Origin of the sequence: Bacillus sp. KICET-1 (assembly GCF_027721405.1) — a bacterium.
Lineage (GTDB): Bacteria > Bacillota > Bacilli > Bacillales > Bacillaceae > Bacillus > Bacillus velezensis.
This window is the reverse complement of sequence record NZ_CP113515.1, coordinates 145,279-158,093: the sequence shown is the minus strand read 5'-3', so window position 1 is coordinate 158,093 and position 12,815 is coordinate 145,279. Positions and strand designations below refer to the sequence as shown.

Below are 12,815 nucleotides of genomic sequence, written 5' to 3'. Positions count from 1 at the left end.
ATAGTGTATCCTCCTGCCGAAAAAAGCAATCAAAAGCTTTAATGTGCCGGTTTTTTTAATTTCTCTAGTGCGATCGGCGATTCCGATTTATAATTTAGACAAAAGTACATATTCTTGAAAGAGGAGACGGCAGTGAACAAAGACCAGTTACTTCATGATTATATTATTACACATTCGGCAGAGCTGACGGAAAAATGGCTCAAGCTGAGACGGAAGCTGAGAGGGCGTTTTTATTCTGCGGATCAATTAAGTGAGGAAATGAAACGGCTGCTGATCGAGCAGCATACCTTTACAAACACGGTCATCGCAAGCGCTTTTTTGGAAGATCCGGCCGTTTTTCAGCATAACAAAGAAAAATGGGCCGCACAGGTAGCGAAAAGCAGAGTGGAGCAGGACGCGGAGGTTCATGAGGTCGTTGAGGCGATCGGCAATTCAAGAACCGTCTTTTGGGAGGCGGTCACCCGTTTTATGGATGAGCATCAGGACATCGTAACAAACGAGGATGCCCGCCGCTGGAATCACCTTGTCAACAGCTCGTTCGATCAGCTGATGACGGATTTTACTGAACAGTTTCAGACATTAATGATCGCAAGGCTGTCATCTCAGCAGGAGCTTATTTCCGAATTGAGCTGTCCGGTTATTTTGATCGCGGATACGATCGGCACTCTGCCGCTCATCGGATCGATTGATACGAGACGGGCGCGCGTGATTTTGGAGACGGTGCCGGAAAACTGTGTCGCCAAACGGATCACAAACCTTGTGATCGATCTGTCCGGTGTGCCCATTGTCGATACGATGGTGGCGCAGCAATTGTATATGCTGTCGAAAACGTTATTTCTCCTCGGCATCAGAACCGTGTTTTCCGGCATTCGGCCTGATGTGGCACAGACTTCTATCCAATTAGGGCTTGATTTTTCAGAGTATCAAACTTACGGCTCCCTGGAGCAGGCGCTCGCCAGCATGGGTGTCACATGTGTGATCGAGAAAGCAAAAGCATAGAAAAAAGGTGCTCCGGCCAGAGGCGGAGCGCTTTTTTTGTCAGCGGAAAACAATTTAAATAGTCTAAAACTTAGTTGACAGCTAGGGATAGTTTGAATTATTCTTATACACATCGAACCGGCACAAATAGCTGATCGTACACAAACGAAAGCTGGCCGTTCTGCCCAAATCTGATACCGGTATAATTGCCCATCAGTCAACTGAAGGCATATTATTTCCCTTTTTTGAAAGGGGATAATATGCCTTTTTTTATGCGGAAAAAGAGAGGAGAAATCAGGCACATGAAAAAAACAGCGGCATTTTTAGTATTGATCTTATTGGCAGGGGCGCTGTCAGCCTGTCAATCTGAGTCCGGCAGCGCGTCATCAGACGGAAAGACCGTTCAGATGCTGAATGTATCGTATGATCCGACCCGGGAGCTGTATAAAGAGTATAATCAGGCCTTTTCTTCCTATTGGAAAAAGAAAACGGGTCAAGATGTAACCGTTCAGCAGTCGCACGGAGGTTCGGGGAAGCAGGCCAGATCCGTAATAGACGGACTTGACGCTGATGTCGTAACGCTTGCTTTAGGTTATGACATTGATTCGATAGCAGAAAAAGCGCGACTCATTGATCAAAACTGGCAGTCACGTCTGCCGGATCAATCAACTCCTTACACGTCAACCATCGTATTCTTAGTCAGAAAAGGGAATCCGAAGCACATCAATGATTGGGCTGACTTGGTGAAAAAGGACGTTTCGGTCATTACGCCCAACCCGAAAACATCGGGCGGAGCCAGATGGAACTATTTAGCGGCATGGGCATATGCGGATGAAACGTATCATCATGACGACACGAAAATCAAACAGTTTATGAAAGACCTCTACGGCAATGTGGAAGTGCTTGATTCAGGGGCGCGCGGAGCCACGACCAGTTTTACAGAAAGAGGGATGGGGGATGTGCTGATCGCCTGGGAAAATGAGGCCTATCTCACACTGAAGGAATTCGGCAAGGAGAAATTTGAGATTGTCAATCCTTCAATCAGCATTCTGGCTGAGCCTCCTGTCTCTGTCGTCGACAAAACCGCGGATAAAAAAGGAACAAAAAAAGCGGCTGAAGCATATTTATCCTATCTCTACAGCAAAAAAGGGCAGGAGATCGCCGCGAAGAATTTTTACCGGCCCCGCGATAAAGAGCTTCTGAAAAAGTATAAAAAACAATTCCCGCAGATTAAAACGGTGACGGTCGAAAAGGAATTCGGCGGCTGGAAAAAAGCGCAGGAAACCCATTTCAATGACGGCGGAACCTTTGACAGCATCTATGAGAAATAGAAAGAGGAAACGAGTATGAGAACGTTACTTTTCAAAAAAACAAAACCGTCCGTGATTCCGGGGTTCGGATTAACGATGGGATTTACATTTTTATATATGGCCGTTTTGGTTATCGTGCCGCTGTCCATGGTGTTTTTTCATACGATGTCAATGGGGCCCGGGGACGTCTGGCATATCATTTCTGAGCCGAGGGCCGCGGCTTCCTATCGGCTGAGCTTCTTGACGGCGGGCTGCGCCGCTTTGATCAATGCGGTTTTCGGCGTTGTCATCGCCTGGGTGCTGACGAGATATGACTTTCCGGGGAAAAGGCTGGCTGACGGCCTGGTTGATCTGCCGTTTGCGCTGCCGACCGCCGTCGCAGGCATTACATTAACGGCAATGTATTCACCGGACGGCTGGATCGGACAGTTGTTTCCTTTCCGTATTTCCTTTACACCGATCGGCATTGTCATCGCATTGACGTTTATCGGGCTGCCTTTTGTCGTCAGGATGGTTCAGCCCGTCTTAGAAAATCTCCAAAAGGAAACGGAAGAAGCATCTGCGTCACTTGGAGCTTCGAAATGGAAAACCTTCCAAAAGGTCATTCTGCCGGAGCTTTTTCCTTCTATTATATCGGGTTTCGCATTATCTTTTGCCCGCGCCCTCGGGGAGTATGGTTCTGTTGTATTTATCGCGGGCAATATGCCGTTTAAAACCGAGATTTCCCCGCTGATCATTATGACGAAATTAGAGCAATACGATTATGCCGGGGCAACAGCTGTTGCGGCAGTCATGCTTGTCATCACATTTTTCATTTTATTCATCATCAATGGATTGCAATGGCTCACCGCGAGAAAATACGCAGGAAGGTAGGGGATATGCCATGCAGCTGGAAACAGCGAAAACAGCCGCGCCTAAGCGGGAGATACGGGAATCACCCGTTGTGAAATGGGTGCTGATCTCAGCAGTTCTGCTCTTTTTGTCCATATTTTTAATCATGCCGCTTGCATTTATATTTATTGAAGCTTTTAAAAAGGGAGCGGAAGCCTATATCCTCTTTGTCACGCATCCGGATTCCCTTGCCGCGATGAAATTGACGCTCCTCGTCGTTTTCATCACGGTTCCGCTGAATACGCTGTTCGGCGTCGCCGCGGCGTGGGCTGTGACCAAATATGAATTCAGGGGGAAAAGTCTGTTTTTGACACTGATTGATCTGCCGTTTGCCGTGTCTCCGGTAATCGCGGGCTTAATCTTTGTCCTTTTGTTCGGGCTTCACGGCTGGCTTGGTCCATTTTTACTTGATCACCAGATAAAAATCGTATTCGCTGTCCCGGGAATCGTGCTTGCATCCTTGTTTGTGACGCTCCCTTTCATCGCCCGGGAATTAATACCGCTTATGCAAAGCTTAGGAAATGCTGAAGAAGAAGCCTCCGTCACGCTAGGCGCGGGAGGCTGGAGAACGTTTTGGCATGTCACTCTTCCTAATATCAAATGGGGGCTGATCTACGGCGTGATTTTGAGCGCGGCCCGGACAATCGGCGAATTCGGCGCCGTATCAGTCGTTTCCGGTCATATCAGGGGTGTTACCAACACGCTCCCGCTTCATATCGAAATTTTGTACAACGAATATCAGTTTACGGCCGCTTTTGCGGCGGCCTCCGTCATGTCGGTTTTTGCGATTGCGACACTGTTTTTGAAAAACATCATTGAATGGAAAGCCGGTTATCGTTCTGTCAAAGCCGGATGAGGAAGGAGTCATTATGGAGATTACGATCGACAGTATTTCTAAGCATTACGGAAACTATCAGGCATTGCGGGATATCAATCTTCACGTCAATAATGGCGAGCTGGTTGCGCTTCTCGGTCCGTCAGGCTCAGGCAAAACATCATTATTGAGAGTCATTGCCGGTCTTGAGCAGGCGGATGGGGGACGTGTCCTGTTCGGAAAACAAGATGTGACGGATACGCATGTGAAAAGCAGACATGTCGGTTTTGTGTTTCAGCACTATGCGTTATTCAGCAAGATGACGATTTTTGAAAATGTCGCCTACGGATTAAAAGTCCGTCCGCGAAAGCAGCGTCCCGCCAAAAAGGAAATTGCCGAAAGAGTGAGAGAGCTTCTGGCGCTTGTGAAACTGGAACCTTATGAAAAGCGCTATCCCTCGCAGCTGTCAGGCGGACAAAGACAAAGAGCCGCCCTCGCACGCGCCTTGGCCGTAGAACCGAACATTCTGCTGTTGGATGAACCGTTCGGCGCGCTTGACGCCAAAGTAAGAAAAGAGTTAAGACAATGGCTCAGACGGCTTCATGATGAATTCGGCATGACAAGTATTTTCGTCACTCACGACCAGGAAGAAGCGCTTGATGTGGCCGACCGCATCGTTATTATGAATGAAGGTGCGATTGAACAGATCGGAACGCCGCAGGAGGTGTATGATCACCCCGCAAATCCGTTTGTGTACGACTTTCTCGGCAGTGTCAACGTATTTGAAGGAAGAGTGGAGGAAGGAAAGCTGATCACCGGAAACGCGGCAATACCTGTCGGGCATGCTGATCAGGATAAGGGGATCGCTTATGTGAGGCCACACCATTTTACCGTAGAAAAAAAACCGTCCGGTCTGCATTCATTTGAAGCAAGGGCGGCTCATATTCGCGCCATCGGACCGTCCGTCAGATTGGAAGCCGTCCGTACCGACACAGGCCAGCACTTGGAGATTGAGCTCTCAAAAGAGCAATATGACGCCTTGGGGGCGGGCGTCGGTGACACGGTTTATGTCAAAGCGAAGGAAGTGAAAGTTTTCGCAAAGAAAACATATCCAAAAATTGTGTAAATGTTATTGATTTCTGAATGAAAACATAATAGTATAATTATATATTTCTTATCAGAATAGTATGAATTAAAACGCTCATTGTCAAAAGACGAACGGCCAGACATAAAGGGGGAGCATGATGACGTCCAAAGGAAACGTAGATCCGCATGTGATCGAAAAGATTATCAGCGCGCTGGAAACGCTCGATTTCGGGACAGTTCAGATTACGGTTCATAATTCCCAAGTGACACAAATTGATAAGGTGGAGAAATATCGATTTTCCCTGAAGAGCAAAGAAGTAAAACAATCTTAAAAAACAGCCAATGACAGGAGGCGGTACATATGAAGCATTCAACTGTTCCTTTCCGGGAGAGCCGGTATCTGCACCTGCCCGAAGTGCGCTTTCTGCATTGGTGCACGAAGCAATACGGCATTAACAAAGGCGTGCTCAATACAATTGACGGCTGGTTTTATGATGCGGGCGTCATTCCGATTCCCGTCAGGCGTCTTTATGTGCTGGCATTCCTCGATTTCGCGAAAACGCCGGGGAAGAAGGGGAAAATCCGATTCGGGCACGGCGGTTTGACGAAAAAACTGCATGATTTCATGGATATGCAGGAGTGCGCAGCAAAACGTCAGGCCTGACATCCTTAAAATCTTCTTAAAATCATACAAATTTCTCCCATTTTATTTATAATAGACCTATCACGATCATTTTTTGGGAGGACTTTTGACATGCAAACTGCTGCTTATGAGAGCAAACAATCTATTATGCAGCGCATTATAACGGTATTTGTGTTTACACTGTTAGTTGCGACAATCGGCCTGTATACGGGCCAGTTCATTCCGCCGGCATTGATGCTGCCGCTGTCGGTCTTAGAGGTCGTCATGATCATCGCCGCGTTTTGGCTGCGCCGAAAAAAAGCCGTCGGATATGTGTTTGTGTTTTCATTCGCTTTCATTTCCGGAATGACGCTGTTTCCGATTATCAGCCATTATGCGTCCGCAGCGGGGGCCTATGTTGTATTGGAGGCATTCGGTTCTTCGTTTGTGATTTTTGCGGTGCTCGGCACGATTGGCGCTAAGACGAAAAAGGACTTGTCGTTTTTATGGTCCTTCTTGCTTGTCGCTGTTATCGCGCTTCTCGCAGTGGGGATCTTTAATATTTTCAGCCCGCTGAATTCCGCCGCCATGATGGCGTATTCCGTCATCGGAACGATTGTGTTTTCAATGTATATCTTATACGATCTGAACCAGATCAAGCACCGGGACATCACGGCTGACCTGATTCCTTTGATGGCATTGACGCTTTATATCGACTTTATTAACCTGTTTATCAACCTGCTTCGGTTTTTCGGGATTTTAAACAGTGATGATTAACCGCGCGAAAAAGGCGCCCTGCTGAGAGGGGCGCCTTTTTATATTCTGCCGCCGGAAAACAGCAGAAGCTTATCAAATAATACTTCAAGCATTTTTGTCAATTCCGCTTTTTGTTCAGCGGTGAAGCTTTCCATGACTCCTGAAATATTGGAGAAGTGGCCGGGAAGAAACAGCATCAGCTTTTCTTTTCCTTCTTTTGTGAGTTCGATGCTGATTTTTCGTCTGTCGCCGGTATGCCGGCTGCGGTTTACAAAGCCGTCCCGTGCGAGTCCGTCGATCAACCCGGTGATGGTCGCTTTGGTGACATTGGATTTTTTCGCCAGTTCCGTCGGGCTCAGGCTGTGGCCGGGTGCGTCAAACAGAAACATTAAAATTTTGAATTTCCCTTCGGACAATCCGTGACTTGAGAAATAATGCTCCATGACCTGATTCATTTTTTTAGACATATCAAATAACGTCAAAAATGTTTTCAAGGATTCAGCATCCATATCGGCGTAAATCTCAGCGCGTCCGGCAATCTGCGAGTAATCCGGCAAATGTCTCAACTCCATTTTTGTAAGCCTCCGTACCATTTTAGTGATTCAAAGTATAAGCTTGCCGGATTCAAAAGGCAACCTATAAAGATTGACAGTTTTTCAGCCTATATAGTAAGGTGGCTAATAGTTAATGAATGATAAATAAATAGAGAAGGCGGTATCGGGATGAACCATGAAGTGAAAAAGATCATCATAGCGGGCGGAGGGATCGGCGGTCTGTCCGCAGCGATTTCTCTCGGCAGAGCGGGTTTTGAAGTGATCCTTTGCGAGGCGGCGTCCGGCATGCGAAAAAGCGGAGCGGGCATTCTCCAGCCTCAAAATGCGCTGCGGGTGCTGCGGGAAATCGGTGTGTATGATGAATGCTGCCAACACGGCTTTCAAACGGAATGGCTGAAGCAGCATGATGAAAACGGAACGCTGCAGTTTAAAGTGAGTGAGGCGTTTTTAGATGATTCATTGCCGGGGCGGAATAATATATTGCGGCAAACGTTAAACGATATCCTCAAAAAGCATGCTGAAGCGGCGGGGGTCACGATTCTTCTCGGTAAAAAAGTCGTGTCTTACGAAGAAACAGCAGATGACATAACGGTGCATTGTGCAGACGGAACCGCGATGACGGCTGACATCCTCGCCGGCTTTGACGGCATCCGCTCCGCTGTCCGCAATCAAATGCTGCAAAGAGAAGTGAAAACAGAGTATCTCGGCATGGGAGCGCACAGATTTTACATTTCTTTTCCCGAGCCGGTTGATTCAACACTGATGTATAAAAAGGGGCAGACGCAGGTCGGAGTCGTGCCGCTCTCTGAAAAAACAGGATACGTATTTATCATCCGGCCGTATGACGCTGACTTCAGGGATGACGAGGACACGCGTTTTGAAAGGGTGAAAGACTTGCTGCACGGATTTCCGGGAGTAAAGTTTGTGACAGAGAATATGTCAAAGGAATATCCCGTTTTGTTTCATAAGATTGAGCAGATGGCGGTCAAAGAACCGTGGCACAGAGGCCGCGTCGTTCTGGGCGGGGATGCCGTCCATGCAGGAGCGCCGACATTGGCCCAGGGAGCGGCGATGGCGATTGAAGATGCGATTGTGCTTAGTGAAGAACTGCAAAAACACGAAAACCATGAAACTGCATGTCAAGCATACTTCGAAAGACGGGCGGAGCGGGCATTACAGGTGCAGAATCTCTCATCTGAAATCGTCCGCCGCGAGATAAAGGGAACGCCCGGCGTCCAAGACATCATCAGTGAATGCTATCGATTGCTCAAAGAGCCTTATTAAATAAAGAAAGTCCAGAACATGGCGTCTGGACTTTTGTCAGTCTTGTTCAGATTTATTCCGTATCCGCTCAATCACCTCATGCAGCCCCTCAGGCTTGTGAAACTCCACCGGCGAACTGCCTTTTTCAAACGAGATCGTCTCCGCCTCAATGAGCGCGACATAGCGCCCGTTCACTTTTGCGAGATGGATGGATTCGCCGAAATCAGCCAGTAATCCTTTAATCTCTGTTTCTCCGACTTTCATTTTCAGCTCGGCTTCCGGCGTGTGTTCAATGATCTGCGCGGATGCCTCGATGACTTGATGGGTGTCGAGGCGCTCCTGAATTTCCCGCTTTTCACTCGCTTCCCAAATTTCAATGTCGTGCTCAAACTGCTGAAGCTCTTCGCTGTTTTCTTCAAAAGTTTCATACACGTGCTCCTGCACCATGTTCATGACTTGGCTTTTCATGATTTCCGGCATCGATTCGCCGTATTCGACAAATTTGAGAAAATCTTCGAAATAACGGGCGTGCGAGGCCTGGTGGATTTTCAGCTCATGCTCTTCCGTCATGCCTTCTTCCGGCATATACGGATATTGAATGCTTTTCATGTTTTTTGTCGTGATGGCCATTTCGACCTTTTTAATGAGAGACGAGGCGTCTGAGATGCGGGCGACCTTCGGCTCGAAATCGCATTTCATCATAAAGACGAATTTGTCTTCAAAATACTTGCGCGGAACGGCCGATGCCACGATAAAAACACCGCCGCGCACGGCGCTCGTGTCAAGGTAAGTGCGGACGAACTGCTCGCTTGCTTCGATAAATGCTTCCTTCGTATCCGCAAGTCTGGCGCGGTTGAAAAGGTTGTAATTCGGATTTGAATCAAGCTCATGGCCCGGCTCCGTGATAAAATGGCCGATTTTTGTGGGGACCTGCTCGGATTGCGGATGCCGTTCGGCTTTCCGTTTGACGATTTTCTTCAATTCCCCGTCAAGAAAATCCTTCAGCTCGCTTTTTTCAAATTCTTCCGTGTCAAGGGTCTGGAAATGTTTGAACTGTTTGTTTGCCTGTTCGTCTTTTCCTTCCACTTGAATGACATAAAACGATAAAAACTTGATTTCAAAATCCATATGTGAACTCACCTTATTTCTGTATTTAACAAGCCTCTCCAGTATAGAAAAAACCGTTATCGATCGTCAATCCGATGATTGATCCGTGACGGCGGATAATCGGCCGGTGAAAAGGGCAATGTAGTTGGAAGGAACGCATCAACGTGTTAGAAAGGGTGTTATTCATGAAGGAAACAGGTCCGATTCCGCAGCCGAAGACATTTGGCCCGCTCGGCAATCTTCCTTTGCTTGATAAAGACAAGCCTACAATGTCGCTTATCAAACTGGCAAACGAGCAGGGGCCTATTTTTCAGCTGCATACGCCGGCGGGCGCCATTATCGTCGTGTCCGGCCATGAACTGGTGAAAGAGGTTTGTGATGAAGAGCGGTTCGATAAAAGCATTGAAGGGGCTTTAGAGAAAGTCCGGGCGTTTTCCGGTGACGGGCTGTTTACAAGCTGGACGCATGAGCCTAACTGGCGAAAGGCGCATAATATTCTGATGCCGACCTTCAGCCAGCGCGCGATGAAAGATTATCATTCGATGATGACTGATATCGCGGTGCAGCTGATTCAAAAATGGGCTAGGCTGAACCCGGATGAGGCCGTTGATGTGCCTGCTGATATGACCCGCCTGACGCTCGATACGATCGGGCTTTGCGGCTTTAACTATCGGTTTAACAGTTATTACAGGGAAACGCCTCATCCGTTTATCAACAGCATGGTGCGCGCCCTTGATGAAGCGATGCACCAAATGCAGCGCCTTGATGTTCAGGATAAGCTTATGATCAGGACGAAGCGCCAATTTCATCATGACATTCAGGCGATGTTTTCGTTAGTAGACAGTATTATCGCAGAGCGCCGGTCAGGCGGCCGGGATGAAAAGGATCTGCTGGCCAGAATGCTGAATGTGGAAGACCCGGAAACGGGCGAAAAACTTGATGATAAAAATATCCGGTTTCAAATCATCACGTTTTTAATTGCCGGCCACGAAACGACCAGCGGCCTGCTTTCCTTTGCCATTTATTTTCTGCTGAAACATCCCCGTGTTTTGGATAAAGCCTATGAGGAAGCCGATCGGGTATTGACCGATCCCGTTCCTTCATATAAACAAGTGCTGGATCTTACTTATATCCGAATGATTTTGCAGGAGTCATTGCGCTTATGGCCGACCGCGCCTGCGTTCAGCCTTTATGCGAAAGAGGATACGGTGATCGGCGGGAAATATCCGATCACGCCGAAAGACAGAATTTCCGTCTTAATTCCCCAGCTTCACCGTGATAAAGACGCGTGGGGAGACAATGCGGAGGAATTTTATCCGGAGCGGTTTGAACATCCTGATCAAGTGCCTCAACATGCGTATAAGCCGTTCGGAAACGGTCAGAGGGCGTGTATCGGTATGCAGTTCGCCCTGCATGAAGCAACCCTTGTTCTGGGGATGATTCTGCAGCATTTTACCTTTATCGATCACACCGATTATGAGCTCGATATTAAACAGACGCTAACGATCAAGCCCGGCGACTTTCATATCCGGGTGCGGCCGAGAAACAAAGGAGCCGTTGCGGCAGCCCTCCCGGCGGCTGAAAAAGCGGCGGGAGATGTCGAAAAAGAAAAACGGGAAACAAAAGGCGCATCCATTATCGGGCTTGATAACCGACCGCTTCTGATTTTGTACGGCTCAGATACGGGAACCGCAGAAGGCGTGGCGCGGGAGCTTGCTGATACTGCCGGGATGCACGGCGTCCGGACTGAAACGGCGCCTTTAAATGACCGGATCGGAAAACTGCCGAAAGAAGGAGCTCTCTTGATCATTACGTCTTCTTATAACGGAAAGCCTCCGAGCAACGCGGGACAATTCGTTCAATGGCTTGAAGAAGTCAAACCCGGGGAACTGGAAGGCGTCCGATATGCCGTCTTCGGATGCGGTGATCATAACTGGGCGGCGACATATCAGGCTGTACCGAGGCTTATTGATGAGAAGCTTGCCGAAAAAGGGGCGGAACGCTTTTCCTCCCGAGGCGAAGGGGACGTCAGCGGCGATTTTGAAGGAAAGCTTGATGAATGGAAAAAAAGCATGTGGACGGACGCCATGAAGGCATTCGGTCTCAAGCTGAATGAAAATGCCGAAAAAGAGCGAAGTGCGCTGGGTCTTCAATTTGTCAGCGGGCTTGGCGGGTCTCCTTTGGCACAGACGTATGAAGCGGTTTACGCATCCGTTGCGGAAAACAGGGAACTTCAGGCGCCGGAAAGCGGCCGGAGCACAAGGCATATCGAAATCACTCTGCCGAAAGAGGCTGCCTATCATGAAGGGGATCATCTCGGCGTGCTGCCGGTAAACAGCAAAGAGCAGGTCAGCCGTGTTCTCCGCCGGTTCAATCTGAACGGGAATGATCAAGTGCTGCTGACAGCCAGCGGACAGAGCGCGGCTCATCTCCCGCTCGATCGGCCGGTCAGGCTGCATGATCTTCTGAGCAGCTGTGTCGAATTGCAGGAAGCGGCATCAAGGGCTCAAATCCGGGAAATGGCCGCTTATACGGTCTGCCCGCCGCACAAACGGGAATTGGAAGATTTTCTTGAGGAGGGCGTCTATCAGGAGCAAATCTTAACATTGCGCGTCTCGATGCTCGATCTCCTTGAAAAATATGAAGCGTGTGAACTTCCGTTTGAGCGATTTCTGGAGCTTTTGCGCCCGTTGAAGCCGCGGTATTATTCGATTTCAAGTTCGCCCCGGAAACATCCCGGGCAGGCTTCAATTACCGTCGGCGTCGTTCGCGGCCCCGCCCGGAGCGGTTTGGGTGAGTATCGCGGAGTCGCTTCGAATTATTTAGCGGACCGCGGCCCTGAGGATGGTATCGTGATGTTTGTCCGCACTCCGGAAACACGATTCCGGCTGCCGGAAGATCCGGAAAAACCGATTATTATGGTCGGTCCCGGCACAGGAGTCGCCCCGTTCCGCGGATTTCTGCAAGCCCGCGCGGCGTTAAAAAAAGAAGGAAAAGAGCTGGGGGAGGCTCATCTGTATTTCGGATGCAGAAACGATCATGATTTTATTTACCGTGACGAGCTTGAAGCTTATGAAAAAGACGGAATCGTGACGCTTCATACGGCTTTCTCCCGCAAAGAAGGCGTACCGAAAACGTATGTGCAGCACTTAATGGCGAAAGACGCCGGCGCTTTAATTTCCATCCTCGGCCGGGGAGGGCACCTCTACGTATGCGGCGACGGCAGCAAAATGGCGCCCGATGTAGAGGCAACGCTGCAAAAAGCGTATCAGTCGGTCCACGAAACAGACGAACGGCAAGCGCAAGAATGGCTTTTGGACCTCCAGACAAAAGGCATTTACGCAAAAGATGTTTGGGCGGGGATTTGACCGATTTGATGAAAAGGACTGGATGACTCCAGTCCTTTTTCCTTCAATAAAATGAATTGCTTTCCA

General features: G+C 48.7%; 12 protein-coding genes. 10 read left to right on the top strand and 2 right to left on the bottom strand.

Annotation, left to right across the window (positions count from 1 at the left end; translation table 11 throughout):
- The first annotated feature begins 132 nt into the window (after positions 1-132).
- The 8 genes from OVA33_RS00760 to OVA33_RS00725 all read left to right on the top strand — a co-directional run bounded on the left by OVA33_RS00760 (position 133) and on the right by OVA33_RS00725 (position 6,478).
- Positions 133-999 carry an STAS domain-containing protein gene (locus tag OVA33_RS00760; RefSeq protein WP_017419064.1) on the top strand — a complete coding sequence of 289 codons (867 nt, stop codon included), beginning with the start codon at positions 133-135 and terminating at the stop codon, positions 997-999.
- A gap of 281 nt (positions 1,000-1,280) precedes the next feature.
- A complete protein-coding gene (locus OVA33_RS00755) occupies positions 1,281-2,309 on the top strand; it encodes a sulfate ABC transporter substrate-binding protein (protein ID WP_031304522.1) in 1,029 nt (342 codons plus the stop codon).
- A gap of 15 nt (positions 2,310-2,324) precedes the next feature.
- On the top strand, positions 2,325-3,161 hold the full coding sequence (gene cysT, locus OVA33_RS00750; protein ID WP_060674487.1) for a sulfate ABC transporter permease subunit CysT: 837 nt from the start codon (positions 2,325-2,327) through the stop codon (positions 3,159-3,161).
- Between the two features lie 10 nt (positions 3,162-3,171).
- Positions 3,172-4,035 (top strand): sulfate ABC transporter permease subunit CysW, encoded by an 864-nt coding sequence (gene cysW / locus OVA33_RS00745; RefSeq protein ID WP_063637014.1) that lies wholly within the window; start codon positions 3,172-3,174, stop codon positions 4,033-4,035.
- Between the two features lie 13 nt (positions 4,036-4,048).
- Positions 4,049-5,119 (top strand): sulfate/molybdate ABC transporter ATP-binding protein, encoded by a 1,071-nt coding sequence (locus OVA33_RS00740; RefSeq protein ID WP_021495152.1) that lies wholly within the window; start codon positions 4,049-4,051, stop codon positions 5,117-5,119.
- A gap of 118 nt (positions 5,120-5,237) precedes the next feature.
- On the top strand, positions 5,238-5,411 hold the full coding sequence (locus OVA33_RS00735) for a YezD family protein (protein ID WP_003155693.1): 174 nt from the start codon (positions 5,238-5,240) through the stop codon (positions 5,409-5,411).
- Positions 5,412-5,440: 29 nt separating this feature from the next.
- Positions 5,441-5,743, top strand: coding sequence for an FMN riboswitch-binding regulator RibR (locus tag OVA33_RS00730; protein WP_017419069.1), 303 nt, complete (start codon positions 5,441-5,443; stop codon positions 5,741-5,743).
- Positions 5,744-5,833: 90 nt separating this feature from the next.
- Positions 5,834-6,478 (top strand): Bax inhibitor-1/YccA family protein, encoded by a 645-nt coding sequence (locus OVA33_RS00725; RefSeq protein WP_007408941.1) that lies wholly within the window; start codon positions 5,834-5,836, stop codon positions 6,476-6,478.
- 38 nt (positions 6,479-6,516) lie between these two features.
- On the opposite strand, the gene OVA33_RS00720 is transcribed toward OVA33_RS00725, so the two are convergent.
- The gene (locus tag OVA33_RS00720) at positions 6,517-7,029 is read right to left on the bottom strand and encodes a MarR family winged helix-turn-helix transcriptional regulator (RefSeq protein ID WP_017419070.1); all 513 of its coding nucleotides are present in this window, start codon (positions 7,027-7,029) and stop codon (positions 6,517-6,519) included.
- 150 nt (positions 7,030-7,179) lie between these two features.
- On the opposite strand from OVA33_RS00720, the gene OVA33_RS00715 reads away from it, so the two are divergent.
- Entirely contained in the window at positions 7,180-8,295 is a 1,116-nt protein-coding gene (locus tag OVA33_RS00715; protein WP_063637013.1) for an FAD-dependent oxidoreductase, read from the top strand.
- A gap of 36 nt (positions 8,296-8,331) precedes the next feature.
- Here OVA33_RS00715 and OVA33_RS00710 read toward each other — a convergent pair whose 3' ends face one another.
- A complete protein-coding gene (locus tag OVA33_RS00710; RefSeq protein ID WP_017419072.1) occupies positions 8,332-9,402 on the bottom strand; it encodes a DUF3900 domain-containing protein in 1,071 nt (356 codons plus the stop codon).
- 164 nt (positions 9,403-9,566) lie between these two features.
- Here OVA33_RS00710 and OVA33_RS00705 point away from each other — a divergent pair, with 164 nt between their 5' ends.
- Positions 9,567-12,749: a bifunctional cytochrome P450/NADPH--P450 reductase gene (locus OVA33_RS00705; protein ID WP_063637012.1), complete on the top strand. Its 3,183-nt coding sequence runs from the start codon at positions 9,567-9,569 to the stop codon at positions 12,747-12,749.
- Positions 12,750-12,815: the final 66 nt, after the last annotated feature.